Below are 26,297 nucleotides of genomic sequence, written 5' to 3' on the forward strand. Positions count from 1 at the left end.
ATTTGGGAGAAGGAGAAGAGCATGTTTATGAATAAGAGCATAAAAATTAAAATTTAAAGACCTCAAACTCATAACCATTTTTCCGCCCATCGCTCTACCGCGCTTAACGCGCGCCCCAGCTCGGTTCCTTTGCGGGACAACATATATTCAGTCCGGACGGGACGTTCAGTAACCACATGCCGAACGATCAGCCCCTCTTCTTCCAATTCCTTCATACGCTCATTTAATACACGTTTACTCAAATCGGGAATAAAAGCATGAATTTCACTAAAGCGTTTCGGTTCTTCCATCAATGCATGGATAATTAAAGCTACCCATTTCCGGCCAATGATCTGATAAGATTGTTCCACTTTTGAGCACATTTGCTTGGCATTCTCATCATCGTTCATAATGGTACTCCTTTGGTTTATTGTCACTTGTAATATACTTAGTATACTTATTGTAACCTTATTGTCCACAGGTTATATGTATATAATGTCACAATCCAATTGCTATTAAAGTTACCACATAAAGCGTTAACATTCAACTAAACCCCTGTAAACACTGGAGTTCACAGGTTCGACAAGAATGTTGACGAATTGTGACGACAGGTGTAATATGGGTAACGTTAATTCAAATGGTTACATTTTATAACCTGATTAGAAGTTGATTGAGGTTGTGGAGAGAAGGAATGTTCCCATGATTGGATTCAGGCCGTGTTTATAAACGGAGACAAGGCGGGCGGCGTGCCCACTTATTCCGTCTTTTGTCATGCTTGGATTTGACCATTTTGCAACATCATATACTATACTGCACAGATCACAGGAGGCACTCCAATGGATGCAATGACATTTGTCCTGTTCGGGGCAACAGGCGATTTAGCCAAACGTAAAATTTACCCTGCATTATACAATCTGTACGTAGATCAGAAAATGCCAAAGGCGTTCTCCGTAATCGGTCTGGGACGTCGTGAACTGTCGGATGCAGATTTCCAGGCGAATGTGGAAAAGTCATTGCATGAATTTTCCCGCCAACAGCCAGAGGAAGCATCACAAATCCGTGATTTCATCGGAGCTTTCCGTTATTGCTCGCTGAATAATACCAAGCTTGAGGATTACACCCGATTGCTTGAACTGGTGCAGCAGCGAGAACAAGAGTTAAATATTCCGGAAAACCGCATGTTCTATATGTCAGTTGCACCTGAATTTTTTGAGCCAATCGCACTGAACATTCAAGAAAGCGGTCTGGGCAATACTAAAGGTTGGAAGAAACTAATTATTGAAAAGCCGTTTGGCCATGATTTGCAATCTGCTCGTGAACTGAACGAGAAGTTGAGCAATACTTTTGCGGAAGAAGAAATTTATCGCATTGATCATTTCCTTGGTAAACCCATGGTACAAAACATTGAGACTCTCACGTATGCCAATCCGGTGATTCAAGCACTATGGTCTAACCGTTATATTGCGAATGTACAAATCACAGCAAGTGAAACCGTAGGTGTTGAGGAACGTGCTGCATATTACGATCAAAGTGGAGCACTCCGCGATATGTTCCAGAACCATATGCTGCAACTGTTGATGATGATTGCACTACATTTGCCGAAACGCTGCACACCGCAAGAAATTCAGTTTAAGAAGAAAAAAATTGCTGAGTCTTTGCGGCCTTTGACCAAAGAAAATGTGGCATCAGAAGTGGTTCGTGCTCAATATGGTGCAGGTGAGCTTCAAGGTTCCGATGCTGTTGGTTATCTGGAAGAGCCAGGTATTCCGGCTGGTTCACAGAATGAGACCTATGTAGCTGCAAGACTGTGGCTGGATGATCCCTTCTGGAGCGAGGTTCCGTTCTATATTCGTACAGGTAAACGCATGGCTGAAAAATCAACCCGAATCGTTGTGGAATTCAAGGCACCGCTTAAAACAGGACATGAGTCCGAAAATACGATGGCTCCGAACCTGTTGACGCTGGAAATCGGTCCGGGCGAAAGTATCTCCTTGCAATTAAATGCAAAGAATCCACTGAACCATGGTGAGGTGGAGCCAATGCATATGACCTTTAACTCAGGAGAACGCAAGGTTCCTGAAGCTTACGAAAACTTGATCTTTGACGCGATGCGTGGAGACTCCACCTTCTTCGCACACTGGAATGAAGTTGAACTGGCATGGCAATGGGTACAGCCGATTCAGGAAGCATTTGCGGCAGGCACCATTCCACTCGATACGTACAGTGCAGGTTCGAATGGACCAGAATCAGCAGATCGTCTGACTGCGGAGAATGGATTCCGTTGGTGGTAAGCTCGAGCTTATTGCGAGCCACAAGTTATACAGCAAGCATCGTTTAATTTTCAACTAAACATTATACCGATTCAATTTTGCATAAGCCCTTTCGACTTTCGCAGCCGAAAGGCCGCAAACATTTTATATATAAATTGCAGATGCATCAAGGCTTAAGCACACATAATCATTTTAACAACGTAGTGAAGGGGACGGAATCGATTCTGCAGAAACGAAGTGTTCGTCTTTGTAGTACAATTTTACCCTTATAGCTAGGAAATCATAAAATTTGGAATACAACAGCGATCGAAAGAACGATCCGTAACCGGAACGATTGGTGGGCAAATGCGGGATGTTTTCTGTATCCTGATTCTATTCAAAACAATTGCTTAACAGGAGGATTTTATCATGAAACTTGGACTTATCGGACTCGGAAAAATGGGCTTGAACCTGGGCAGAAACCTGATTGATCACAAACACGAAGTGGTTGCCTTTGACCTGAATACAGAAGCGGTTAAAGAAATGAAAGAATACGGCGCTCAAGGCGTTTCTTCCTACAAAGAAATGGTGGAATCCCTGGAATCTCCACGAGTATTGTGGATCATGGTTCCTCACAACGTTGTGGATGCTGTACTGGCTGAAGTGAGCCCATTGCTGTCCAAAGGTGACATTATCATCGAAGCGGGCAACTCTCACTACAAAGAGTCTATCCGTCGTTATGAACAGTTGAAACCACAAGGCATTCACTACATGGATGCAGGGACTTCAGGCGGTATGGAAGGTGCGCGTAACGGTGCATGTTACATGATCGGTGGAGATCCGGAAGCATGGGCGATCGTTGAGCCTGCTTTCAAAGATACTTCTGTGGAGAACGGTTATCTGTATGCGGGTAAAGCGGGTAGCGGTCACTTCCTCAAAATGGTGCACAACGGAATCGAGTACGGTATGATGGCTTCCATCGGTGAAGGCTTTGACGTATTGGAGAAAAGCGGATTTGATTTCGACTTTGAACAAGTTGCGCGTGTATGGAACAACGGTTCCGTTATCCGTTCGTGGTTGATGGAATTGACAGAGCGTGCGTTCTCCAAAGATGCCAACTTGGATGAAATCAAAGGGGTTATGCACTCTTCCGGCGAAGGCCGTTGGACAGTTGAAACAGCATTTGACCTTCAAACGGCTACGCCGGTTATCGCGCTTTCCTTGCTGATGCGTTATCGTTCCCTGGAAACAGATACGTTCACAGGTAAAGTCGTTGCAGCACTGCGTAACGAATTTGGTGGACATGCGGTTGAGAAAAACTAAACTATTTAGAACAAACCTAAAGATTTTTCTATGGTGAAAAGTAAACCTTTCGCTTGTGCAGATGGTATATCTGCTACGGGCGGAAGGTTTTTTTGCTTAGGAACAGCCTGATACGCACTTCCTTCCGATTTGCATATCAGGCTGTTCCAAAGTGCGATACGGAGTGCTGTCCTTCTTTTTCAGGACAACATTGCATATGCATAACATATAAGCCTATGGCTCATCCCGCAGGGGAGGGGGACGCTCCGATGATGCGAAAAAGATGGCGAAGCCGAAGACGGCGGCCGCCGAAGCCGCCTAGTGGCAAGCGCAAGATGTGGTTGATTGTTTTGCTCGTAGCCATATTTTGTTTGATGCAGGGCTTTGCATATGTGGACAAAAAAATGAAGCCGCCCATTATGCATCTGGCCAAGATTCGGGTGAAGCAGATTGCCACGGAGGCGATTAATAAAGCTATTACGGCTCAGGTCGCTGAGGGCAAGACAACAGAAGGGTTAATTGACTGGAAAACTGATACTGCGGGCAAAGTTTCGGGTTTTATGCTGAACTACAACGAACATATGCGCATCACGGCAAGTACCATGAATGTTGTGCAGTCTACTCTTCAGAACGTGCATATGTTGAAAGAAAAAATTCCGCTTGGTCAGGCGCTGGGCAGTCCTGTAATGGCCTCGTTTGGCCCGAGCATACCCGTTCGGATTGAACCGCAGGGAGCGGTGAAGGTAGACCTGAATACCCGCCAGCAAAATGCGGGTATTAACATGATTCTGGTTGAGGTATATATCCACATTATTGCCGAGGTTGCCGTGGTTGTGCCTTTTGATATGGAACCAGAGACTGTTGATACTGAAATCCCAATCTCCTATCTGCTCGTTGTTGGTGACGTACCGATGTATTATTACGATAATCAAGGCAAGCCAGTTGGCAGCAACGGCAGCAATGCTCCTGCGATTGCACTACCTTCGGGGCAGACAGGTGTATCAAGTGGCGGCAATGGTCATACAGAGAACGGGGGTGGCGGTACTGGCAGTAGCAACGGGAGTGGTATGGGTGCGATCCATGGCGGCGAGACATCTGGCAATCAGCCACAGATCCAAAGCCCGCAGCAAGCGCCGGGAAACAATACACAGCAGAACGGGCTTGAGCTTGAACTGGATCCACCTGATCTGAACGGAAAATTCCAGTCTGGACAGACTAATTAGGAACAAGTGAGTTGTGTGCCATCAAGCACAGAAACTACACAAAAGGGAACCTCTGCAATTACAGAGGTTCCCTTATCTATGCCTAGTATGCAACAACGCAAGTCTGAACAACACCTACTCAAAACAATCATGATGTTTGAGCAGCACGCAGTTTATTTACTCTTTTTCTTCCGCTGGCTGCGCTCTTCCTGTTCCCAATGTCTAAGCAGTGGATAGGGATCGAACGACCACTCATGCAGACCGCTGTCGCGATAGATTCCATAATGAAGATGCGGCGGGAATTTACCTTGCGTTCCAGGTTTGCCGTAGCCTGAGCTGCCAACCCATCCGACTACCTGGCCAGGAGTAACCACGTCACCAATTCTAACCCCTTTATCAAAGCCGGACAGGTGAGCGTAATAGTGATAATGATTGTTCAGATCGCGAATACCAATTCGCCAGCCACCGAACGGATTCCATCCTTTAATCTCCACAATGCCGTAACAGGTACTGCGAACCGGTAGTCCGTGTGGAGCAAAGATGTCGGTTCCTTCATGAATGCGATATCCGCCCCAGCTGCGTTTGGTTCCCCATGTGCTACGATAGGAATAATTGGTACCTAAAGGAACAGGAAAGGCATGTCCGAACAGATCCAGATTGTCAAAATGTTCATATAGTTTCGCAAATTGCTGGATTCGCTGCACCGCTCTCGAATTGTGGTAGTATTCCCAGAGACCGATGCTGAAGTCTTCCTGTTTGTTTCCATATTGCTTTATGATCGACGCCATGCTGTAAAGCACATCCAGGTCATTGTTAGAGTCAGCAATCCCGTCTCCTGACCCATCTCGCCCTTTTCCATTGAAAAAAAGAATCGACTGGGGATTCTGATCTGTTTCATCTGGATTCAACCATCCTCTCCAAGTTGGAGGGGTCAAGAAAATGCCAGTCAGCCGTTCAGGGTGTTTGCGATCCTTGGGATGAGCCCGTGTAATCGTTCGTTCATACTGATCAATGGCGGCCAGCCTGAACCATGGAATTTGGGTCATCTGACCAATGCTTTCATACAGATGGCGACGTGCTGCAAAAATGTCGGCTTCTTTTGGCTCCGCAGCCTGTGTTGCAGTATCCGTTGGTTTGTCAGACTTACTGTAAACATCAGCAGGCAGGAACGGGAGAAGCAGAGCGCCTGCGAGTAAGGTTTTGAACCATAAGCCGTAGGTGTTACGAAGTGACCGGTGCTGTCGCACAGGGAAGCAGCCCCTTTCCATTAAGATGATGCACTTGTGCACGATAAATCAAGCTATAACCTAGAGTTCTTCAAATGTTCCGTTTTTATCCGTATCGATGCGAATGCACAAGATGTGACAAATGGGGGTTTTTCCAAGCCTTTCATGGTATAATATGTTCCGAGCAACAGCCTAACTTCAGTAGAAAGAAGGTTTATGCATTGGCTAAACGTGTTAAAGAACCGAAACCGGACTGGATTCGGATCAAATTGACAACCGGAGATAACTATCAGGAAATTAAAAACATGATGCGTTCCAAAACATTGCATACCGTATGTGAGGAAGCACGGTGCCCGAATATTTATGAGTGCTGGGCGAATCGAACAGCTACGTTTATGATTTTGGGTGATATTTGTACAAGAGCATGTCGGTTTTGCGCGGTCAATACGGGTTTACCAACGGAACTTGATTTACAAGAACCGGAACGTGTGGCAGAAGCAGCAGAACAGATGAACTTGCAACATTGCGTCATCACTAGTGTAGCTCGGGATGATTTGAAGGACGGAGGAGCCACGATTTTTGCCGAGACCGTGAAGGCAGTACGCAAACGTTTGCCGCTGTGCAGCGTGGAGGTACTTATTCCGGATTTTATGGGGGATCGGGAATCGCTGCAAATCGTTATGGATGCCAAACCGGATATTTTGAATCATAACATCGAAACGGTTGAACGGTTGTCAGATAAAGTACGTGCCAAAGCGAAGTATAAACGTTCACTGGAATTGCTCGCTCGTGCCAAAGAGATGCAGCCTAACATCCCAACAAAATCAAGTATTATGTTGGGTGTAGGTGAGGAATATAATGAAATTTTAGCAACGATGGATGATCTTCGCGCGGTGAACTGTGATATTATGACAATTGGTCAGTACTTGCAGCCATCCGAGAAACATCTGTTTGTTGAGAAGTATTATCCGCCTGAAGAATTTGCAGCATTGAAACAGGAAGGATTGAAGCGTGGATTCAGTCACGTTGAATCCGGCCCGATGGTACGCAGTTCTTATCATGCGCATGAACAGGTAAAATCAGCGAACCAGCATACGGAACAGGCGGCAACACACGCGTGATGGAGGAATCCGGATTGGAACAGGATAAAAATAGGGAAGAACAGCAACAGAATGAGCAGCAGATGCAAGAGACTGTGCAGGAATCTGTTCAGGAGTCTGTTGAGGAATCCGTTCAGGAGAAACCCAAAGCACCTGTCATTGTACAGGTCGGTGGCAAAAATTATGAAATCGTCCAAAACCATAAAGAGGGTTGGAACCCGGAGGTATTTCGTGACCGGTACAGCGAAGTGCTGGAGCGTTACGATTACATCATTGGGGACTGGGGATATAGCCAGCTGAGGCTTAAAGGCTTTTATCGCGATAACCATCCCAAGGCAACCAAGGATTCGACCATCTCTTATATGGTGGATTACATCAATGAGTATTGCAACTTTGGCTGTGCATACTTTGTGCTTCAGAAGTGCAAAGAACAGCCTCAAGCAAAAGCAAAAAGCGGTTCCTGAGAAGGACCGCTTTTTTGGTGCGTTTAAGTAAGTTTCGGTAAATCAGCGTTGTTGACCTAGTCAAGAAAGGCAGTACGAACCCGGTTCCAGAACGGATAGGGCCGAAAACGCGCAAAGCTGACCTTCTGCTCGGATACCTGACAGCGAACGGAGATCAGATCCTCTACCATCACATTGACATGATCAATGGTCAGCAACAAACGCTGGTCTTTACGTGAGAAAATATCACAATGGTGATGCTTGGGCAAAATGACGGGTGAACCGAGCGTTCGATACACACGGTTGTTAATAGAAGCAATCTCTGCAATCTGAATCGCTTCAATCGTTGGATGTACCATCGCCCCGCCAAGCGCCTTGTTGTACGCTGTACTACCCGAAGGTGTAGAGACGCAGATGCCATCTCCCCGGAACATCTCGAATGTAACATCGTTAATGTCGACCTGAGCCACGACCGTACCGTCTACCCCTTTTAGCGTAAATTCATTCAGTGCGATGTAAGAGGAGTTACCAGACTTTTTACGAATCTCCAGCTCCAGCAATGGATACTGTACAATACGAGGTTTAAGGAGACCGGGATCACCTTTACCACTCATAATTCTAACAAGTTCCCGTAATTCTTCTTTCTTCCAGTCAGCATAGAAGCCAAGATGGCCTGTATGAACCCCAACAAAAGCAATATCTGGAATGCGGTCGATGAAATTGTGAAAAGCTTGAAGCATCGTTCCATCGCCTCCGATGGAGATGACAATCTCCGGCGATTCTGCATCCAGTGTGAACCCTTCTTCCTTCGCCAGCGCATGAAACTGTTGACTGAGATCAATGGATAACTGGTCTCCGCGGTCTTGAACATAGTATCTCAAGATGAAAGCTCCTTTGTGGTCATTATACTACCGATGATAATCAATTCCGGGCCAGAACACAACGTCCGATTCAACTTCCGGGCAAACTATTTGCACAGGACTCTATTTTTCGCCCCGTTCAGGCAACAACTGCGAACGAACCCAGGCAAGACATAACAGGACAATGAGTGAACTGGTAAATACCATTATTCCTGTTATGCCGATAAGCATCCATCCGGGTGTGTATGTAGATAGGGTGGGGATTATCGTAGTTTCCAAAAATGCAGGTGAAGTCGTATTACCCATTAACAGTGGCCATAACAGAATGACGAGCAGTGGTGCAATTACAGCATGAATGGCTCGAGCAAGTAAAAATGGGCCGTATCGCATCGGTGTGTTGCTTAACACACTCATAATCTGTGCATGGACGGATAGTCCGCCCCAGGAAAGTACAAAGGAGGCAGCAGCAACTTTGAAGACCAGGGGTACGGAATGGGCTGCTGATCCAGCTTCTTTGGCTCCAAGCGTCACCTCAAACAATCCGCCGACGAGACTGTGCGATAGGGACGGTGGTAAACCTGCAAGTTGAAGCCCTTGTTCCGTCAGTGCATATAATACGCCAAGCGAGCCAGTCTGAACCAATAATTCCATAATGACAGAGAAGAATACAACAAGCCCTCCTACGATAATAATAAGCCGAAGGGAAGAGGATACAGCATACCGCAGCAGTTCTCCCAATGCCCGTCCATCTGCTTGTCTCGCTTCGTGCATCGCATAGATGGCGCGTAAGAATCGGCTGTGGTGCTCTCGGGAGGCGTTCGGGCGCTCGGGTGGTAGAGCTGAAGCAGCTGAAGTGGAATGACCATGAAACCGCATAAGTAGACCTACAAGAAAAGCAGCAGAATAGTGGGATGCTACAAGAATTGGTGCGATGGAAGTATTATGAAAAAAACCGACGGATACGGCTCCAATCATAAAGATTGGATCAGATGAGGTGGTGAATGCGACGAGGCGCTCTCCTTCCTCCCTCGTGACCAGTTTCTGTTCCCATAATTGTGCCGTAAGCTTGGCACCGGTGGGATAACCTGAAGCACAGCTTACTGCAAAGACAAATCCTCCGCTCCCGGGGACGCGAAATATGGGGCGCATGAGCGGATTAAGCAATGTTCCCAGGAAATGTACGATACCAAAGCCAAGAAGCAGCTCAGACAATACCAGAAATGGAAAAAGGGAAGGGAACAAAACCTCCCACCAGATGGACAGACCTCTCACGCTTGCATGCCAGGTCTCCGCCGGATACAAAGCCATCAGAACACAGAGGATCAGGAGAGCGAGTGTAATCAGAATTTGCATGAGGCGCTGAGGAACAGCCATGAGTTTCTCTCCTTTATTGTTAAGATGGTTGATCCGCAGTCAAACATGGAGCTTCTGCCATCAATATATGAAAAAAAATGGACAAACAGTACAAAATAATATTGAGTAAGCGCTTGCAAAAGTGGCTGTGTTTTTGATTGATGTATGCTAAAATGGTAAAAACGCCTGAACGTCACCTAATGGTTATCAAGGTGGAATCAATAAGGATGGAGTGATGATCATGAGTCTTGTCGCCGGAGTCTTGGTCTGTGCATTTGTGTATGTTATACGCGCCTCGCTGGTGTGTACTGAAGAGGAAGATTGGCGAAGTTATTAATGAAATATGTGGTGCGCCAGCCCTGGGGTTGGCGCTTTTTTTGTCATTCCCAAGACCTAAACGCCTTGATACATAAGGATCTGGTCAAATCTGATCTTTCATGTGATATAGGACTTTTTGGTTTTTTTTGATAGAATGAAGATGCTGGCCTTAGGGGGCAAGCTTGTTGATCTGTTGTTTACCATGTTCATGTAACGTGTTTTATATTGCAAAATTCGACATGTAGAAAGGGGAAGAAGCATGAATTCCAGTTTAAGTATTTATGACAATCTTGGCGGAGAGCAAGGTGTTCGTGCATTGGTTGAGGCCTTTTATCCAATCGTAATGCAAAATGAAAAGCTGGCACCGCTCTTCCCGGAAGATATCAAGCCGGTAATGGACAAGCAATACATGTTCCTGTCTCAATTTTTTGGAGGTCCGGCGCTGTTTTCTGAAGCTTTTGGACATCCGATGATGCGTGCTCGTCATATGCATTTTGAGGTGACGGTGGAGCGAGCAGAGGCGTGGCTTGCCTGTATGAATCAGGCATTAACACAAGTTGGCGTAGAGGAACCTCTGCATTCGTTTATTTTACAGCGTTTATCAGGGCCTGCTCACCATTTTGTGAATACGCCATAGTTCCAAAGATATGAAAAGCCTTACGGGAGAGGGATGGAACAAGTGGAATTAGAGCCGCTGTATAAGGTGAAGGTGACATGTCATTATTGCGAGGCAGAATTTGAAACTTCACGGGTAAGACCAAGTTTGAAGCGGCCTTACCGGACAGATTCTGATTTTTGTGCGTATTACAAACAGGAAAATCCGGATTTTTATGTAGTCCGAATCTGTCCTTCGTGTGGCTTCGCTTCAACCGAAAATTCATTGGGGAATCTGAATGAGATACAACGCAAGGCGTTTATCGAGCAGATCGGAAACCGCTGGGTCAAGCGGGATTATAGTGGGGCAAGAAATCTGGAGCAGGCACTGGCTACATACAAATTAGGTTTGCTGTGTGCTCAGGTTATTCAGGAAAAGGATCGTGTTGTTGCTGGTCTGCTTCATCATATTGCCTGGTTATACCGGTATATGGAAGATCATACACAGGAGCATCGTTTTCTTGAATTCAGTCTGGGGGCTTATGTCAAAGTCTTTGAACGGGAAGGGACAGGTGGCAATGAAGCCAAGCTCCTGTATCTGCTCGGAGAACTGAATCGCAGAATAGGCCGGTTTCATGAGGCAGTCCAGTGGTTCGGCAAGGTCATTCATGACAAGCGGATCACGGATGCAGCGATGATTCGGGCTTCAAGGGAACAGTGGGGACTGCTGCGTGAACAGATGATATCTGGAAATCTGGAGCTGCCTGAAGAGATGCTGGAAGCAGACAAAGGGGCTGCAAAGCGCAGCCCCTTGTAAATTTATTCTAAGCATATTTATCGGACAGGACGACTGGACAACAGATAATCGTTATCGGTATCAATGACGGTCATGCTGCCATTACAGCATGGAAAGACAAGTAATTTCTTTTTTCCTTCATGGATGCGGATGAGTTCCTTGGGTTTGAGGGGCAATAGAACGTTGTTTGCACCACAAAAAGGGCATTGCTGTACATAGATATCGCCCATAATGACATCGTATGGCCAGCTGTTCTCAAAAGGGATCATTCGGACTTGCCTTCCTTGTCAGAAGGGTTAGCCGCTTCTTCTTTGGCCAGTTCTGCAATCTTCTGCATGAGAATATGTTGAGGCATATGCATCAGATGTTCCAAAGGCACGCCCAGAGATGCTGCTAATTTGACGGCCGTTTCAGCCGATACTTGTAAAGGTTTCATACACTTACCTCCTGAAAAAGTTGCTACATTATTTCTCTAGTATAGAGATACGTTGCGTATAAAACCAGTTTTTAATTCAATTCTTTATATCGAATCTACAGAAAGAGGTGCCTTATTAGATGAAAATGCCATTACATCCTGTATGGGATCTGGAGTCCATCTTTAGTGGGGGTTCTTCTTCCGAAGCGTTCGCCGCATATCTGAATGATCTCGAAATAGATGTACGAAAGTTACAGGATACCTTAAATCAGACGGCTACTCCAACGACATTGGAAGATACAGAAGCTTTTGACCCTATTCTTGAACTGCTGCAGAGCTGTTATGTGCGAATCTCTGAAGGGGCTGCGTTTGTATCTTGTCTGTCCGCTCAGAATCAGCAGGATAAGAAAGCGGCGCAGCTTCAAGGCGCTGTCAGTTCCATTGCAGCGATGCTCAGCAGCAGTAAGTCCAAATTCGACAATACGCTCAGCCAGACACCGGAGGATGTATGGGCTGAGTGGCTTGCGCGTCCGGATATACAGCCGTTGTCCTTTGTTCTAAACGAGAGTCGTACACAAGCCAAAGAGAAGTTGTCACCAGAGCTGGAGGGGATTGCTCTCGATCTGGCTGTGGATGGTTATCACGGCTGGGGCAAATTTTATAATACGATCGTAAGCAAAGTGAATATTCCATTTGAACAAGATGGAGAGACAGTCATGCTATCTGCAGGACAGGCTGCCAACAAGCTAAGTGATAGTGATCGTGAAGTGCGTGAGCGTGTGTTTGCGACATGGGAGCAGGCCTGGACAGATGTTGAAGATTTTTGTGCAGATACGTTGAATCATCTTGCAGGATTCCGACTGAAATTGTACGAGAAACGCGGCTGGCAGGATATTCTGAAGGAACCACTTGCCATTAACCGGATGTCACCTCAGACGCTGGATACCATGTGGGAGGTCATCAATGGAACCAAGCCGGTGCTTGTGCAGTATCTGGAACGAAAAGCCAAACTGCTCGGTATCGATAAACTGAGCTGGAGCGATGTAGAAGCACCAGTAGGCAAGTCTGTTGGAAAATTGACGTATGACGAGGCGGCTCTGACGATTGTTGAGCAGTTTGCGAGGTTCAGTCCCAAGCTGTCCGGTTTTGCGGAGATGGCCTTTGAGAAACGGTGGATTGAAGCCGAAGATCGTCCAGGCAAACGTCCAGGAGGTTTCTGTACCTCACTGCCGCTAAGTAAAGCGACCCGAATCTTTATGACCTTCTCGGGAACACCATCGAATGTATCCACGCTCGCACATGAGCTTGGTCATGGATACCATCAGCATATTATGGAAGAGCTGCCTGCATTGAATCAACGTTACGCCATGAACGTAGCTGAGACGGCCTCTACGTTTGCGGAGATGATTGTTGCCGATGCCTTGGTTCAAACCGCGAGTGATGAACAGGAGAAGCTGGCGTTATTGGAAGATAAAATACAGCGCAGTGTAGCATTCTTTATGAACATCCATGCACGCTTTCTGTTTGAGAATCGCTTCTATGAGCAGCGTAAGAAAGGCTTAGTAAGCGCAGATGAGTTAAGTAGATTAATGGAAGAGGCGCAGGAGGAAGCATACTGCGGAGTTCTTGCGTCGAATCATCCCCATTTCTGGGCGTCGAAGCTGCACTTTTATCTGACAGGTGTACCTTTCTATAATTTCCCGTATACCTTCGGGTATATGTTTAGTGCGGGGATCTATGCCCGGGCACAGCAGGAGGGTACAGCTTTTGCCGATAAATATGATGATTTGCTGCGTGACACTGGACGTATGACGGTTGAAGAATTGGCTCAGAAACACTTGGGTACAGATCTGACGCAACCGGATTTCTGGCAAAATGCTGCGAATCTGGTTATTGCCGATATAGAGCAATTTTTAGAAATGACTGCTGCTGCAAAATAACATAATAAAACAACTTCATTATGAAGGAACAAAAGAAGCTATCATGAACTGCCCTACAGGCATCAATGATGGCTTCTTTTTAGTTGTAATATCTCTTTTGAGGTGTGTGTATTTTTTGTCGTAAATAAATGAAAAAACTCGCTTTAAGGAAGAGGGATGGCAATTAATTGCGCAAATTGTAGTAATAATTACCCAATATTGGTTATATTTGTTGAGTAAGCTCGTATGATGTCATATAATGAGTCGTAAGTCCTTGATGTATAGGACTAAAAGCATATTATGAGGAGTGTTATCATGAAAATGGATCAACTTTCATTAGCAAGACAGTTAGATTTGGTGTTCAAAGAGCTAGATCAGGAGTTGTCAGGATTAGATTCAGGGGTAGTTTTTGTGCAAATACGAAATAACATTATTGGGAAATTTGGAATTCGACATAATCCGATATCGGGGAGAGATGGTCGGATCGAGGTGGAGGGAGATGGACTTAATCAATCTCAGCGGACTTCTTTCCGCGCAATGGCATTGGAGACATTGAAATTCAAGCGTAATTGGACACATGGCGAAATTAGTTATGACTTCACTGTAAGGCAAGGCATGATTATGATTGATGCAACGATGGAATCTAATTACAACATGGCGAACTTGATGATTCGCTATCCTAGAACGAATACATATCTGGATTCGGGAACGGGATCAAGCTCATAATTTAGCAAAACCTGAGAACGATATTATTTAGCCCATTGGAAAAGAAATAAAGCGGCACTTCCGAAGAAGGCCGCCTCTCTTTTCAAGCCACACTCAAGCAATAATTACGAGCTTACGAACGACCCGATAATTGCTGCTCAGCGATTTGTACCAGACGTTTCGTAATGTATCCACCCAGAGATCCAGTCTCACGGGAAGTATAGTTACCGTAGTAACCATCTTGCGGGATTGTTACACCCAGCTCTTGCGCAGCTTCCATTTTCAGTTGTTGCAATGCTGCGTTCGCTTGAGGAACAACCAGATTGTTGGAGCGGCTTCCGCCATCTTGGTTTTGACTTCCGTACATATGTCTCACCTCCTTGTGGGTTGGTGATGTTAGTATGGATCGAGAGTGAGGAAATATACATGATATGGTGTAAGGGAATATATGGATGATCAAAGGATGACATGTCAACTCAAAAAGCCGATCCAATGCGGATCGGCTCGTTTTGAACAGGTGCAAAAATATCAACGGAAGAGATCGTTCATATCATAAAATAAGGTTTTTTTAATCCGTTGGTGAAACAACCTCAATATGTGAAAATAGCTCAACAGGTTGCTCCGGTTCGAGTCGAATCAGTCCTGTAACTTCATCTTCCATTGGCAAATTAGGTGCATCCGGCAACCAGGTGTAAGGTTCAATACACAAGAATTGATCGGATTCTCCTTTGGTATACAAAACCCAATGCTTGAAAAAAGCTTCATCCACTGAATATTTCAGTGTATATCCATCTTTTCTCCGCAATTGAGCGACTGCAGGCTGACCTTCCGCAGCACGAAGCAGCGTATCCCAGTCCCGTCCTTGCATACTGATACCTTCACTAATGGAAGACCATTCATCATGCAACGCTTCTATTTTACCCGTAGGCAACTGTTCTTCATTTTGCGCGTACAATCCGGATACAGGTAACTGCAGCGTCCAGTCAGCAGGCTTACCGTCCAGCAAAAACCATGTATGATATCCCATCCCGAAGGGAGCAGGGGTTGAACTTAAATTCGTGACACGCAGCCGCTGGGTAAGTACAGTGTTTTGCAAACTGAACGTCATTTCAAGCTTCAGGGGAATGGGGAATTGTTCCATCCAGTGCTTTTCATCTTCAGTTAATAACTCCGTTGTAATTGCACATCCATCTTCATCTTCTTCAATATCACTGACACACCAGGACTGGCTGCGATGGAGACCGTGAATATGGTTACCATTCGCCGTATTCTGATCGAATTGATAGCGTACGCCTTCATATTCAAATTGTCCCTGTTGGATCCGTCCTGGTGGTATGAGTAACGGGACTCCAAAATGATAAGGTTTCTGCAAATAGAAAGCCAGATCGTTTTCGTCCGGACGGCGAACGATATCCCGGTTCTGCACCAAATCGCGAATCGAAATGATGTTATTTCCCAGACGAGGCAGCAGGGTGATTTCCAATTCACGGCTATGTAGGATATACGTGTCGTAACCATTCCATTGACCTTTGGTCACTTGTTTCATATCGATGCTCCTTTTCCCACTTGAAATCTGTCTGCAGGCAGTTATAATTGCGGAACCGCTGCAGGCGTGTCATTGTGATCATGCCAACTTTTTTGTGACATCCTGCAAGTTACTTCAAAGCCTCCACAGGATAAGCAATACCATCATAACAGATTTTCGTGGATCATGAAAAAAACCATCCTATTTTGACATTCAGGCTTGTGCACATTAAGATAGAATTCTGGAAGTCTTTTTTAAGAATTGAATGATGTTAAAGCGATGACGGGGACAAGTAGGCGAGGAGTATTTTCTTCAGAAAGCCAGTGGTTGATGCGAACTGGTGTGAACTCTTTTTTGAATGGACCCCTGAGTGTATAGCTGAACAGATCATACCTGTGCATGACGATCTCACTAGGATATACCGGTTATTCCACGTTACGGAACAATGAAGGCTTCTTCTTTTCTGCTTTATTCCTGTATGTCAGGTCAGCGGAGAGAAGAGCGAATAAGGGTGGCACCACGGTCTCACGTCCCTTGCGGACGTGGGGCTTTTTTGCGTTCGTAGAGCGGGGTTGTGTGGAGTTGTAGGTGAAGAATCAGAGATTTAAGATGAATCAGGGAGGCGTTTGAAGATGAAAACAGTATTATCAGGAATTCAGCCGAGCGGTAAGCTTACATTGGGCAACTACATCGGAGCGATTAAAAATTTTGTGAAGTTACAGCATGATTACAAGTGTCACTTTATGGTTGTGGATCTCCATGCCATCACGGTATCACAAGAACCAGAGGCACTGCGTGAGCAGTCCGAGGCGGTAGCAGCATTGTTTATCGCGGCGGGAATTGATCCGAGCAAATCAAACGTATTTTTGCAATCTCATGTACCGCAGCATGCGGAACTCGGCTGGTTGATGACAACGCTGACCTCGATGGGTGAGCTGGAACGGATGACTCAGTTCAAAGACAAATCTTCCGGCAAAGATTCTGTAGGTGCTGGTTTGTTCGTATATCCAGCTCTGATGGCTGCAGATATTTTGCTGTATAATGCGGATCTTGTACCTGTTGGGGAAGATCAGAAGCAGCATCTGGAGCTGACTCGTGACCTGGCTGGGCGCTTTAACCATCGGTACGGAGAATATTTCACCATTCCTGAACCTTATATTCCACAGGTGGGTGCTCGTGTTATGTCACTGGATGATGCCTCCTCGAAGATGAGTAAAAGTAATCCCAACGCCGGAAGTTATATCGCTCTGTTAGATCCACCCGATGTTATTCGCAAAAAAATAAGTCGTGCTACGACAGATTCCGGTCGTGAAGTTGTCTACGATCCGGCCAATAAACCGGAAGTCAGCAATCTGATGAGTATCTATGCGGAATGTGCGGGTATGACATTGAATGAGGTTGCAGAGCGTTATGAAGGCAAAATGTACGGTCCATTCAAGAAGGAACTTGCCGAAGTGGTTGTATCTGTAATTGAACCGCTGCAAGCAAGATACAATGAAATTCGAGCATCTGGTGAGCTTGCAGATGTACTGGAAACTTCGGCACGCCGAGCTGAAGAGGATGCTGCGAAGACACTGGATGCAGTGAAAGAACGGATGGGCTTTGTTCCTAGACGCAAATTGTAATCCGTACTACGGATTGAGCAGGTTTTCTAACCTAATATGATCGTGAATCGTTTATCATGAAAAGCAGGAATTATATAGGATGTGAAAAAAAGAAGAGACGGATGAAAGCATCTGCCTCTTCTTTTTGAATTTTGTTAACTAATGGTGTGGAACCCCGCTTAGGTTGTTGATTCGGAAGCCGAGCGGTTTTCCTGACGTTCTTTTTTAGCACGAATGACAAATCCCCAAACGACATTAGCCATGGACAGGATAAACAGCAGGGCAGCAAGCCAGCCATTGTAAGAAATCGTGATTGCTGTAACCGTTAACAACACAATTGATGAGAATGCAAACCATAAGGATAAGCCTTTGCTCATTGGGAAAAACCTCCATGTACAAATTTTATGAATTCTCGTATAACCTGAAGCGTACGAGCCATAATAATCTTGCAAGCTTGCAATACATTACAGACACAGATTGAAAGGAGATTTTAAATATGGCTCAAGGATCTCGCTCTTCTAACAACTTGGTGGTACCTCAAGCAACAGCAGCCCTGCAACAATTGAAAATGGAGGCTGCACAAGAACTGGGTGTAACCATTCCACAAGACGGATACTACGGGAACTACACTTCCCGTGAGACAGGATCTTTGGGTGGATATATCACCAAACGTCTGGTACAAATCGCTGAGCAGTCTCTGGCTGGGTCTGGCAAATAATTTATAAACCAAAGCATGAAAAGCCCGGAGCGGATAACGCCCCGGGCTTTTCCCGCGCAATCATTCCTATATCTGATTGTGCCCTGCAATCCATAGCTGCGTCAAGGGCGAGCGGATAAAAGTTTTTTATCCATTTTCTCATCGCTCAACCAGCCGACATACGTATCAATCGTTTCAAAGTTTCGATCCATAATCACTACGGCGACAAATGGATACTGTTTCCGATGTCGATACCGCACATCCGCCCAGCGAACCTTGTATCCGGCAGGAAGCTCCTCTACCTCGGCCACAGCATATGAAGTGAAGTAGAGAAATGCGCTCACTTCCGGGGCTTTGCGTGAAGCCACAACAGCTGCATGCGTGGATGATACGGCATGAAGACTCCAGGTCAGCTCAGACCCATCAATTTTACCAAGCTCATAACTTCCGTCTTTATTCGTTTTGACAACATGCCAGCGGCTCCACGAAATGGTTGGAATGACGATGTATTTGGCTGGTTCCGGGCTGTTATCCATACGTCTCACCCTCCGAACCACCAGCGCGCGAGCAATGGTACGCCATATATAATATATTCCGATCAGGATATACAACGTAGTGAAGAGTGGAGCAGGTGCAATGAGGTCGAACGCCCATAACAGAATCGCAATAACATGAGTTGTAAACAGAAACGGGTCAAAAATATGAATGATGTTCCAGGCAATCCAGCGTTCTGTAAAAGGACGGGCAGCCTGAGTTCCATACGTATTGAACAAGTCGGTGAATACATGTACGCCTACAGCTACGGCAGTCCAGAGGGCTACATGCCCAAGCGAAACTCCCGAAAAAATCAATCCGATCACACCCGTAAGCAGCAGTACCCATAACAACAGAAACGGCAGCGAGTGGGACATTCCCCGATGATTTCGAATATAGAGCGAATTACTTTTAAAACGCAGAGCAGTATCAATGTCTGGCGCCTGGGAGCCAGCGATCGTACCAACCATAACAGCGGCTGCGAGCATCGGATCGGCTGCAACGACAGGATCAACATAGGCGAGACCCGCCAGACCAATGCCCATGACAAAATGTGTAGAGGTATCCATAAAACGTCTCCTTTATAAGGTATATCGTCTTCAAAACATTAATCTTCTCTATCTAGGTGATACCCATATCTAGTGTATATTATCCACCAGCAAGGATGCAAAACATGCCGAGCTCTGGGAACAATCTGTCCAATTCCCAACAAATGTACGAACATTGTCAAACTATTCCCCCGATTCCTGTGATAAAATTTATATCGGAAGCAGAGTGAAGAGATCAAACATGTAGCAATAAGACTTTTTTTGTGAACATCATACTCTTGATAAACCGAGGTATGTACGGCAACGAAGGCACTATGTTATACATATGTATCACTGAACCCAAGCGATAACGCAAAATTGAAGGTAACACATTCAACGTTTACGTTGCGCTTGAAGGCATGAGGTATGCAGCTGAACAGAGGGCTTATATGGGGTTAAGTATGTATGCGTATTCACCAGTATAACGTTGAGGGGATGGGAAAAAGGATGCAGGTCATTAAGAAATATAAATGGACATGGATATTGCTTGGCATTGCATTGATTATGGCGGTTTACTTAATGTGGAACACGGCATTTGCCAGCAAGGAGAAATTACCCGAGATTCGTGAGATCCAACCGTTTTCCATGGAAAATGTGGATGGACGTAACGTTTCACTGGCGGATACGCAAGGCAAAGTGCGATTGTTTTACTTTTATTTTACCAGTTGCCCTGATGTCTGTCCGATTACGACATTTACTCTATCTCAGGTGCAGGACTTGTTGAAAGAGGACGGCACATTTGGGGACAAGGCGTCCTTTGTATCGATTTCTTTTGACCCGAAAGTGGATACGAAGGAGAAGATCAAAACGTTTGCCGACCGCTTCCATGCAGATTATTCCGGCTGGTATTTCCTGCGAGGGGATATGGATAAAACGAAACAATTCGCCAAAGAATCTTTTCAGATTCTGATTGAAGGCGAGAACAAAGATGATTTTGCTCATATGAATATGATTGGTCTGGTGGATGAGAATAACCAGTTGCGCAAAGTATATAATGCTTTTAATACAGAAGATGTGAAGCCGGAAGCTATTGCCGAGGACATTCGCAGACTGATTAAAGAATAGCGGTAAATGAAAGGCTGTCTCCGGTTGATTTAACCAGAAACAGCCTTTTTTAGTTGCTTTTTAATACGAATTTTGGTCGGGATACTGGATATACTCCTCTAACCCGGCCTTCTCCAATTGGGCTATAATGTATTCGTCAGGTGTGCCTTCGACCCCTGCATACCCGCGTCTGGTATACATTTGTACCGCATCAGGGAAAGTGTCACGCAGTACACCTCTTATTTTTTTACCTGAGCTGTCATTGTCCATGAATAAATAAACTTCATCATACCCCACTTTTTTGCGCAGTGACTCCAGTTTGAGGGAGTTCAGTGTTCCAAATGTACACAAAATATTGATCTCTGGACCAACCAAACGTTTGAGTTTACTACGATCATTCTTACCTTCGACGATGACATGAATAGGCATCTTGTTCACCCCTGATTCGAGAGCTGGTGTCGACATTCCCCGGGAAATGTTACAGCGAAAATCGACTGAATGTACTTATAGTGTATCTGGAAATGGGGGAATGATGCAAAGTTTGTTACCCGAGAACACTCTTGGCATCGGAAGATGAGAGGGATGCAGTAGGTTTGGTCGTATAATATGGGAGCAACAGGATACCAACCATTAATATGATAAAGGCAATAAAGTAAGGAGATACGCCAAGCCTTAGTTGTCCCGCTGTAATTGGGCCGATGAACGAGCCAATAGAGATTGCAATCGACTGCAATGAGAAAATGCGTCCGAGCTTGCTGCCGCCGCTTAAATGGATAAAGAGGGTAGCCATGGCTGGGAAAATAATGCCTTTGGACATCCCGAGCACAAATAATACGATGGATAACGAAATTTGCGGTATGGCTGCCATAACAAAAAAACTCATGGACATCAGCAGCACCCCGGCAACTAAACGCAGTTTGGCTGAGTAACGGTTAAGGAACAGCATGCTGAGTGTGAACAGCGCACCGATGCTAATGATGGAGAATAGCAATCCCGTTGACATCATAGATGAGTGCCCGCCTCCCCGGAGAGGCAGTTCAAAGAACAGAATACCTTGAGCGCAGGCGATAACCAGAGGCAAGATAAAATAACGCCAAGACACAGGCAGAAACGCTTTGGCCGACTCGGCTGACGTAGGACTGGCGTTAGTAGAGCCAGAAGTCGCGGGAGCAGGCTTCGCGGGTTCCGTCAATAGCTGCGGCTGGCGAACAAGGCCTCGCGGCATAGTTAACAATGCGATGACACCTGTCAGGATCAGCAGATAACCGAGACTGGAGAAGGTGGCGGAAAAGCCCATGGTGCCGACGATAACCGCACCTGCGGCTGGTGACACCACGGAGGCCAGCGTATGAACAACACCGTGACCCGACATGTATTTGCCCTGTTTCACCGGATCACTGGAGAGCTGTGCGAGAAGCGCCAGACACGCGGGAGACAGAAAAGCCAATACAAATCCACTGATGGAGCGCAGCGCGAGCAGCTGCCAAGGGGTGTGAACATGAGCCTGAAAGAGCAGGATGATGCCTGCACCTAACAGACTGAACACAATATATCGACGGCTGCCGTGTTTATCGATCTGTGTTCCGGCAATCAGATTGCCAGGCAGATGGGTTAAGGAATAAATGCCCATCATCCAGCCGATGAAGGTGGGAGCTGCACCGAGCGATATGGCAAAAGGCGTAAGAATGGGATACTGGGCATGCAAATCGAACACAGCTAGAAACAAAAACAGGTATAGCCAGATGGCCGTTTTCACTAGAGCCCCTCCTTGTTAGGCGATGCCTGTTCTTTCACAGGTCTTGAACGTGTCCACGTTCGTTGAACGAATCCTCATGGTACTACTTGTACGCCCCGCAGGACGAACTTAGACCGTTTATTTTTGCTGGAGGGGGCTAAGCTGACAGCAGGTTCGGAAATCATGTATAATATTCGGGAAGTCATTAATGAACTCTAATACGGAAGGTGTAATCATGAACATAGAAGTAATCAAAGAGTTTGTCATGCAGAACTGGCTGGTGATCGTTGTTGCGCTGATCATTTTGTTCTTTGTTCTCAATGTAGTCAAAACGATGTTAAAATGGGCGATTGCTATTATCATTATTGCGGCTCTGTTGATATACAGCGGCATCTCCATTGAACAGATCAAACAGACCGTCACGGAAGTTCAATCGAGCACGATGGACACACTCAAGAAAGAGGCAACAAGCATTATGCTGGAGGAAGCTTCCAAGGCAACCTATACGGCTGGACAGAACGGTGAATTTACGATTACCAGTCCTAACGTCGAGATCAAGGGGAGCACGAAGTCGGATAAAGTGGATGTCATATTCCGCGGCATTTCTGTTGGTGAATGGAAGCTGAGCAACGAAACGATCCAAACCTTTGTCGAACAGGCACAAAAAAACAAAACAGCACCTGCTTCGTAGTTAAAGGAGGAATGAAGACGTGCTGCAAACTTGGTTGGACAGCCTGAAGGAATTTAACGGGATTACGATTTTGCTGCTACTGATCGTAGCGGCTTCCTTATTACAGGGATGGGCCAGAGGGGCTTCACGTTCTGCGGGGAGACTCTTTGGTTTCCTGATGGACGGTATTATGGCGGTCATTGGCATTTTGTTATCCATCGGTTTAACGTTATGGCTCGCGCCATATGTGCAGCAATGGTTGTCTGACCATGCCGGGTCCATGCCTAATCGTGAGTTAAGCCGGTGGGAGCAGTTGTATTATACGCTGGTTACAGCGATTGCAGATTTTCCGCTCATGCGGTTCGCCGTATTATTTGTACTAAGTTATGGCATAATTCGTATGATTCTTGGATTTGTATCATCCTTCTTATTCAGCAGAAGACACGCAAGACATGAACAAGCTGAACCTAAAGGTATCATGAGTCGTCTGACAGGTGCCGTGATTGGAACCGTTATTGGTTCAGTACGCGGAATGATTGTGATTGCGGTACTGTTTATGGTCGTCAGTCTCTATCCGGGCAGCATGTTTAGCCGTTATGTAGAGGCTTCCCCAATCTATATGCAAGGTGCTAAATCGGTTATCGAGCCATTGTCGGGGACCTTTATTAAGGACAAGCTTCCTGTATTTACACAGGCCGTGCAGAAGGAACTTGGAGGTATTCTACAGCGGAAATATGAAGTGATTGATCACAATATCCCTGCTGATATTGAGCAAGCTGCGAAGGAGATTGTCAAAGGGCAGTCTACGGATGAAGCGAAAGCAAGGGCTTTGTATAACTGGGTTGGCACCCGGGTTCAATACGATTATGGGAAAGTCGATGATTACGAACAGAAGGGAATATGGCATGAACAGACCCCACAGAACACATTGGATACACGCAAAGGGGTATGTATAGATTATGCCCGTCTTTATGCAGTGATGGCTCGTTCCCAAGGTCTTGATGTCAAGGTTGTTACAGGACTGGGATACAACGGTCAGGGAGGCTACGGCCCTCATGCGTGGAATGAAGTGTATTTGAGTGATTCCCAAAGCTGGGTTCCGCTTGATCCAACGTGGGCTGTTAGTGGAGACTGGTTTAATCCGCCCAATTTTGCCGACACCCATCTGAAAGATCAGTCAGCCTGATATTATACCGGACAAGGTTCGAAATATGATGACGTTGCCAGGTTATCATGCCGGAAATAGATGTTTTCTGCGGTATGCATCAAGTCATGAAAGAGGTAGGATGAATGAAAAAACATTCCCATGAGAAGGATGAAATTGCGGACAAACGGCGCTTTAGCTACCGGATGAACGTATTTTTCTTCGCTTCCTTTGTTATTTTTAGTGTTATTATTGTGCGTTTGGCTTATTTACAGTTCGTTGAGGGCCCTGAGCTGAGTCAGGAAGAAGCGAGTAACATTACGAAAGATGTACCGCTTGCAACCGTTAGAGGTACCATCTATGACTCTACAGGAACGGTGAAGCTGGCTTACTCCAAGCCAATTCAATCGTTGTATCTTACATTGTACAAAAACTATGGCGATGTGGATGGTAAGCCCAATCCCAAAATTGGGGAAGTCCAGGAGATGGCCGGGCATCTACATGATGTGTTTGAAAAGTATAGAGCCCCCAATTCTGAATCTTTGACCGTGGATCAGATTATAGAGGAAATGGATTTGAATTCACGCAAGGCGAATGGTTTTATGCCACGTCTGATCAAGAGTGATTTGTCTGAAGGCGAGGTTGCTTATTTTCTCCAGCATAAGGATGAATTCAAAGGTATTCAGATTGTAGAAGAAAGTGTACGTTACTACGATCCGGACACGGTAGCTGTTCAATCCATTGGCTATTTGAAAAAATTCAAAAGCTCCAAAACATTGAACAAGTATAAAGAAGTGGATGAAGCGAACAAAACACAAACTGATCCTGGCCTGGTGTATACGGAAAATGAGTTTGTTGGATTTGATGGACTGGAGTTACAGTATCAGGATAAGTTGCGAGGCAAAAGTGGTTATACGTCGGTTGACGTTGATCTGCGTAACCTTCCTGAAGGTGTAGCGGGTACAACCCCGCCGCAAAAAGGGTATGACCTGATCTCCAGCATCAACAAAAACGTACAGGTGAAAACCGAACAGGCGATTATGGATCAGCTGAGCTGGCTACATCGCAATCCGGTATCCGGTAAATTACATCCGAATGCAAAAACCGGATTCGCCGTAGCGATGGAAGTGGATACAGGCAAAGTTGTAGCTGCAGCCAGTATGCCTGACTACGATACCAATGTGTGGAGAACGGGCAGCATAAGCAATGAAGAATACGATAAAATCAAATATATTTACCAGAACGGTACAATCCGAGGCTTCCTGCCAGGTGAATCCAAGAAAAGAGCTGAATCTGTCGTATTGCTCGGCTCAACGATTAAGCCACTGAGTGTATTGGTTGGTTTGAAGGAAGGTTTCTTCACCACTAACTCGGTGTATATCGACAGAGGTTCAACCACATTTGGCGGAGATAATCGCCGCGTACAGAACTCGTCGGGGCACGTTTACGGTGCCATGTACCCTCGTGACGCCATTCGTCATTCCTCCAACGTATTTATGATTGACGAGGTTGGTAAGAAACTGTACTCGCGATATGGTGCTAAGGGCGTTGGCGTATGGGACAAGTACATGGAGCAGTTTGGTCTTGGTATTAAAACAGGAGTGGACCTGCCGAATGAATGGCCTGGGCGTAAAGAATATGAAAACAAAACTGAAAGTTCCTTGACCAAACTAGCCTATGCTTCTTTTGGACAACAAGGAAAATATACAACCATGCAGCTCGCTCAGTATACCGTGATGCTTGCGAATAAAGGAAAACGCATGGAACCGCAGCTTGTAAAAGAGTTTCGGGATTCAGAAGGCAATGTGGTGGAGAAGGTGAAACCGAAGGTCCTTAGCACAGCAGACTTCAGTGATGCATACTGGAATGAGGTACAGCGTGGTATGGCCACGGAGGTTTCTTCCTTTGGCGGTTTCCCTTATGATTTTGCCAGAAAAACAGGTACGTCAACACAGAATATTGGAGGGAAGCTGGTGGATAACGGGGTATTTATCGCTTATGCCCCCCGTAACAATCCAAAGTTGGCTGTTGCTGTTATGATCCCTGAAGGGGGCTTTGGTTCCAACAGTGCCGCTCCGGTTGCACGCGCGATTTTTGATGCTTACGATCAAGAGTTTGGTTTAGATGGTATTCCGAAAAAGGATAAAAATAAAGAGACTGCAACGAGTGCGCAGTAATACAGTGCTGGAGATCGTCCACGCAATAAGCAAAAAGGCCCCCGGAATGGGGGTCTTTTTGTTGCTTTTTATGGAACCCAATCCTTTGTCTTACGTTATATAGAGGGAAGAGTGCTAGC

General features: G+C 45.8%; 27 protein-coding genes and 1 other annotated feature. Of the genes, 15 read left to right on the forward strand and 12 right to left on the reverse strand.

Translation table 11 applies throughout. The annotated features are described in order from the left end of the window. Positions 1-68: 68 nt before the first annotated feature. A complete protein-coding gene (locus tag ACR8BL_RS21815) occupies positions 69-389 on the reverse strand; it encodes a winged helix-turn-helix transcriptional regulator (RefSeq protein ID WP_434749492.1) in 321 nt (106 codons plus the stop codon). A 426-nt stretch (positions 390-815) separates the two neighbouring features. Here ACR8BL_RS21815 and zwf point away from each other — a divergent pair, with 426 nt between their 5' ends. The 3 genes from zwf (at position 816) to yunB (ending at position 4,753) form a co-directional block, all read left to right on the forward strand. Beyond that, entirely contained in the window at positions 816-2,270 is a 1,455-nt protein-coding gene (zwf, locus tag ACR8BL_RS21820; RefSeq protein ID WP_434749493.1) for a glucose-6-phosphate dehydrogenase, read from the forward strand. Positions 2,271-2,657: 387 nt separating this feature from the next. Next, positions 2,658-3,551, forward strand: a complete 894-nt coding sequence (gene gnd, locus ACR8BL_RS21825; protein WP_434749494.1) for a phosphogluconate dehydrogenase (NAD(+)-dependent, decarboxylating) — start codon at positions 2,658-2,660, stop codon at positions 3,549-3,551. Positions 3,552-3,799: 248 nt separating this feature from the next. Further along, complete coding sequence (gene yunB, locus ACR8BL_RS21830; RefSeq protein ID WP_434749495.1) at positions 3,800-4,753, forward strand: sporulation protein YunB; 954 nt, start codon at positions 3,800-3,802, stop codon at positions 4,751-4,753. Positions 4,754-4,905: 152 nt separating this feature from the next. Here yunB and ACR8BL_RS21835 read toward each other — a convergent pair whose 3' ends face one another. Continuing rightward, positions 4,906-6,000, reverse strand: coding sequence for a M23 family metallopeptidase (locus ACR8BL_RS21835; RefSeq protein WP_434756434.1), 1,095 nt, complete (start codon positions 5,998-6,000; stop codon positions 4,906-4,908). Between the two features lie 179 nt (positions 6,001-6,179). Between ACR8BL_RS21835 and lipA the strand changes: the two genes are divergently transcribed. Both lipA and ACR8BL_RS21845 read left to right on the forward strand, forming a co-directional pair. Then, positions 6,180-7,079, forward strand: a complete 900-nt coding sequence (gene lipA, locus ACR8BL_RS21840; protein ID WP_311282143.1) for a lipoyl synthase — start codon at positions 6,180-6,182, stop codon at positions 7,077-7,079. Positions 7,080-7,093: 14 nt separating this feature from the next. Next, on the forward strand, positions 7,094-7,522 hold the full coding sequence (locus ACR8BL_RS21845; protein ID WP_434749496.1) for a YutD family protein: 429 nt from the start codon (positions 7,094-7,096) through the stop codon (positions 7,520-7,522). Between the two features lie 56 nt (positions 7,523-7,578). Here ACR8BL_RS21845 and ACR8BL_RS21850 read toward each other — a convergent pair whose 3' ends face one another. Then, a complete protein-coding gene (locus ACR8BL_RS21850; RefSeq protein WP_434749497.1) occupies positions 7,579-8,382 on the reverse strand; it encodes an NAD kinase in 804 nt (267 codons plus the stop codon). A gap of 102 nt (positions 8,383-8,484) precedes the next feature. Beyond that, on the reverse strand, positions 8,485-9,735 hold the full coding sequence (gene ylbJ, locus ACR8BL_RS21855; RefSeq protein WP_434749498.1) for a sporulation integral membrane protein YlbJ: 1,251 nt from the start codon (positions 9,733-9,735) through the stop codon (positions 8,485-8,487). 556 nt (positions 9,736-10,291) lie between these two features. Here ylbJ and ACR8BL_RS21860 point away from each other — a divergent pair. Continuing rightward, positions 10,292-10,669 carry a globin gene (locus ACR8BL_RS21860; protein WP_434749499.1) on the forward strand — a complete coding sequence of 126 codons (378 nt, stop codon included), beginning with the start codon at positions 10,292-10,294 and terminating at the stop codon, positions 10,667-10,669. A 42-nt stretch (positions 10,670-10,711) separates the two neighbouring features. Then, entirely contained in the window at positions 10,712-11,443 is a 732-nt protein-coding gene (locus tag ACR8BL_RS21865; RefSeq protein WP_434753205.1) for a DUF2225 domain-containing protein, read from the forward strand. A gap of 17 nt (positions 11,444-11,460) precedes the next feature. Here ACR8BL_RS21865 and ACR8BL_RS21870 read toward each other — a convergent pair whose 3' ends face one another. Both ACR8BL_RS21870 and ACR8BL_RS21875 read right to left on the reverse strand, forming a co-directional pair. After that, positions 11,461-11,691: a hypothetical protein gene (locus ACR8BL_RS21870; protein ID WP_434749500.1), complete on the reverse strand. Its 231-nt coding sequence runs from the start codon at positions 11,689-11,691 to the stop codon at positions 11,461-11,463. Continuing rightward, positions 11,688-11,858 carry a YycC family protein gene (locus ACR8BL_RS21875; RefSeq protein ID WP_434749501.1) on the reverse strand — a complete coding sequence of 57 codons (171 nt, stop codon included), beginning with the start codon at positions 11,856-11,858 and terminating at the stop codon, positions 11,688-11,690. Before ACR8BL_RS21875 ends, ACR8BL_RS21870 begins: the two co-directional genes overlap by 4 nt. Positions 11,859-11,977: 119 nt before the next feature. On the opposite strand from ACR8BL_RS21875, the gene ACR8BL_RS21880 reads away from it, so the two are divergent. Then, positions 11,978-13,777, forward strand: a complete 1,800-nt coding sequence (locus ACR8BL_RS21880; protein ID WP_434749502.1) for a M3 family oligoendopeptidase — start codon at positions 11,978-11,980, stop codon at positions 13,775-13,777. A 291-nt stretch (positions 13,778-14,068) separates the two neighbouring features. After that, positions 14,069-14,482, forward strand: a complete 414-nt coding sequence (locus tag ACR8BL_RS21885) for an O-methyltransferase (RefSeq protein WP_434753206.1) — start codon at positions 14,069-14,071, stop codon at positions 14,480-14,482. Between the two features lie 112 nt (positions 14,483-14,594). Here ACR8BL_RS21885 and ACR8BL_RS21890 read toward each other — a convergent pair whose 3' ends face one another. Further along, positions 14,595-14,828, reverse strand: coding sequence for a small, acid-soluble spore protein, alpha/beta type (locus ACR8BL_RS21890; RefSeq protein ID WP_434749503.1), 234 nt, complete (start codon positions 14,826-14,828; stop codon positions 14,595-14,597). 201 nt (positions 14,829-15,029) lie between these two features. Then, positions 15,030-16,007 (reverse strand): aldose 1-epimerase, encoded by a 978-nt coding sequence (locus tag ACR8BL_RS21895; RefSeq protein ID WP_434749504.1) that lies wholly within the window; start codon positions 16,005-16,007, stop codon positions 15,030-15,032. A 249-nt stretch (positions 16,008-16,256) separates the two neighbouring features. After that, positions 16,257-16,524: a binding site (T-box leader), on the forward strand. 94 nt (positions 16,525-16,618) lie between these two features. On the opposite strand from ACR8BL_RS21895, the gene trpS reads away from it, so the two are divergent. Continuing rightward, positions 16,619-17,611 carry a tryptophan--tRNA ligase gene (gene trpS, locus ACR8BL_RS21900; protein WP_434749505.1) on the forward strand — a complete coding sequence of 331 codons (993 nt, stop codon included), beginning with the start codon at positions 16,619-16,621 and terminating at the stop codon, positions 17,609-17,611. A 158-nt stretch (positions 17,612-17,769) separates the two neighbouring features. Here the strand turns inward: trpS and ACR8BL_RS21905 are convergent, their stop codons facing one another. After that, complete coding sequence (locus tag ACR8BL_RS21905; RefSeq protein WP_434749506.1) at positions 17,770-17,967, reverse strand: hypothetical protein; 198 nt, start codon at positions 17,965-17,967, stop codon at positions 17,770-17,772. Positions 17,968-18,086: 119 nt separating this feature from the next. Here ACR8BL_RS21905 and ACR8BL_RS21910 point away from each other — a divergent pair, with 119 nt between their 5' ends. After that, entirely contained in the window at positions 18,087-18,308 is a 222-nt protein-coding gene (locus ACR8BL_RS21910; protein ID WP_056702318.1) for an alpha/beta-type small acid-soluble spore protein, read from the forward strand. A 101-nt stretch (positions 18,309-18,409) separates the two neighbouring features. Here ACR8BL_RS21910 and ACR8BL_RS21915 read toward each other — a convergent pair whose 3' ends face one another. Continuing rightward, positions 18,410-19,390 carry a metal-dependent hydrolase gene (locus ACR8BL_RS21915; RefSeq protein WP_434749507.1) on the reverse strand — a complete coding sequence of 327 codons (981 nt, stop codon included), beginning with the start codon at positions 19,388-19,390 and terminating at the stop codon, positions 18,410-18,412. Between the two features lie 465 nt (positions 19,391-19,855). Here ACR8BL_RS21915 and ACR8BL_RS21920 point away from each other — a divergent pair, with 465 nt between their 5' ends. Continuing rightward, on the forward strand, positions 19,856-20,473 hold the full coding sequence (locus ACR8BL_RS21920) for an SCO family protein (RefSeq protein WP_434749508.1): 618 nt from the start codon (positions 19,856-19,858) through the stop codon (positions 20,471-20,473). Between the two features lie 60 nt (positions 20,474-20,533). On the opposite strand, the gene ACR8BL_RS21925 is transcribed toward ACR8BL_RS21920, so the two are convergent. Together ACR8BL_RS21925 and ACR8BL_RS21930 are read right to left on the reverse strand one after the other, a co-directional pair. Then, complete coding sequence (locus tag ACR8BL_RS21925) at positions 20,534-20,881, reverse strand: toprim domain-containing protein (RefSeq protein ID WP_434749509.1); 348 nt, start codon at positions 20,879-20,881, stop codon at positions 20,534-20,536. Between the two features lie 115 nt (positions 20,882-20,996). Then, entirely contained in the window at positions 20,997-22,208 is a 1,212-nt protein-coding gene (locus ACR8BL_RS21930) for an MFS transporter (RefSeq protein WP_434749510.1), read from the reverse strand. A gap of 214 nt (positions 22,209-22,422) precedes the next feature. Here ACR8BL_RS21930 and ACR8BL_RS21935 point away from each other — a divergent pair, with 214 nt between their 5' ends. From ACR8BL_RS21935 to ACR8BL_RS21945, 3 genes are all read left to right on the forward strand, one after another. Then, positions 22,423-22,878, forward strand: coding sequence for an ATPase (locus ACR8BL_RS21935; RefSeq protein WP_434749511.1), 456 nt, complete (start codon positions 22,423-22,425; stop codon positions 22,876-22,878). A 19-nt stretch (positions 22,879-22,897) separates the two neighbouring features. Continuing rightward, positions 22,898-24,043, forward strand: coding sequence for a transglutaminase domain-containing protein (locus tag ACR8BL_RS21940; protein ID WP_434749512.1), 1,146 nt, complete (start codon positions 22,898-22,900; stop codon positions 24,041-24,043). Between the two features lie 104 nt (positions 24,044-24,147). Next, positions 24,148-26,178, forward strand: a complete 2,031-nt coding sequence (locus tag ACR8BL_RS21945) for a peptidoglycan D,D-transpeptidase FtsI family protein (RefSeq protein ID WP_434749513.1) — start codon at positions 24,148-24,150, stop codon at positions 26,176-26,178. The last annotated feature ends 119 nt before the right edge of the window (positions 26,179-26,297 follow it).

Origin of the sequence: Paenibacillus amylolyticus (assembly GCF_051136285.1) — a bacterium.
Taxonomy (GTDB): Bacteria; Bacillota; Bacilli; order Paenibacillales; family Paenibacillaceae; genus Paenibacillus; species Paenibacillus amylolyticus_F.

Bases quoted from the DNA above. Each gene is read 5' to 3' on its own strand.
- ACR8BL_RS21925 (WP_434749509.1), bottom strand. From the start codon at position 20,881: ATGCCTATTCATGTCATCGTCGAAGGTAAGAATGATCGTAGTAAACTC.
- ACR8BL_RS21870 (WP_434749500.1), bottom strand. From the start codon at position 11,691: ATGATCCCTTTTGAGAACAGCTGGCCATACGATGTCATTATGGGCGAT.
- ACR8BL_RS21895 (WP_434749504.1), bottom strand. From the start codon at position 16,007: ATGAAACAAGTGACCAAAGGTCAATGGAATGGTTACGACACGTATATC.
- ACR8BL_RS21890 (WP_434749503.1), bottom strand. From the start codon at position 14,828: ATGTACGGAAGTCAAAACCAAGATGGCGGAAGCCGCTCCAACAATCTG.
- ACR8BL_RS21860 (WP_434749499.1), top strand. From the start codon at position 10,292: ATGAATTCCAGTTTAAGTATTTATGACAATCTTGGCGGAGAGCAAGGT.
- ACR8BL_RS21915 (WP_434749507.1), bottom strand. From the start codon at position 19,390: ATGGATACCTCTACACATTTTGTCATGGGCATTGGTCTGGCGGGTCTC.
- ACR8BL_RS21935 (WP_434749511.1), top strand. From the start codon at position 22,423: ATGAACATAGAAGTAATCAAAGAGTTTGTCATGCAGAACTGGCTGGTG.
- yunB (WP_434749495.1), top strand. From the start codon at position 3,800: ATGATGCGAAAAAGATGGCGAAGCCGAAGACGGCGGCCGCCGAAGCCG.
- zwf (WP_434749493.1), top strand. From the start codon at position 816: ATGGATGCAATGACATTTGTCCTGTTCGGGGCAACAGGCGATTTAGCC.
- ACR8BL_RS21910 (WP_056702318.1), top strand. From the start codon at position 18,087: ATGGCTCAAGGATCTCGCTCTTCTAACAACTTGGTGGTACCTCAAGCA.
- gnd (WP_434749494.1), top strand. From the start codon at position 2,658: ATGAAACTTGGACTTATCGGACTCGGAAAAATGGGCTTGAACCTGGGC.
- ACR8BL_RS21945 (WP_434749513.1), top strand. From the start codon at position 24,148: ATGAAAAAACATTCCCATGAGAAGGATGAAATTGCGGACAAACGGCGC.
- ACR8BL_RS21920 (WP_434749508.1), top strand. From the start codon at position 19,856: ATGCAGGTCATTAAGAAATATAAATGGACATGGATATTGCTTGGCATT.
- ACR8BL_RS21815 (WP_434749492.1), bottom strand. From the start codon at position 389: ATGAACGATGATGAGAATGCCAAGCAAATGTGCTCAAAAGTGGAACAA.
- ACR8BL_RS21905 (WP_434749506.1), bottom strand. From the start codon at position 17,967: ATGAGCAAAGGCTTATCCTTATGGTTTGCATTCTCATCAATTGTGTTG.
- ACR8BL_RS21880 (WP_434749502.1), top strand. From the start codon at position 11,978: ATGAAAATGCCATTACATCCTGTATGGGATCTGGAGTCCATCTTTAGT.
- trpS (WP_434749505.1), top strand. From the start codon at position 16,619: ATGAAAACAGTATTATCAGGAATTCAGCCGAGCGGTAAGCTTACATTG.
- ACR8BL_RS21875 (WP_434749501.1), bottom strand. From the start codon at position 11,858: ATGAAACCTTTACAAGTATCGGCTGAAACGGCCGTCAAATTAGCAGCA.
- ylbJ (WP_434749498.1), bottom strand. From the start codon at position 9,735: ATGGCTGTTCCTCAGCGCCTCATGCAAATTCTGATTACACTCGCTCTC.
- ACR8BL_RS21835 (WP_434756434.1), bottom strand. From the start codon at position 6,000: ATGGAAAGGGGCTGCTTCCCTGTGCGACAGCACCGGTCACTTCGTAAC.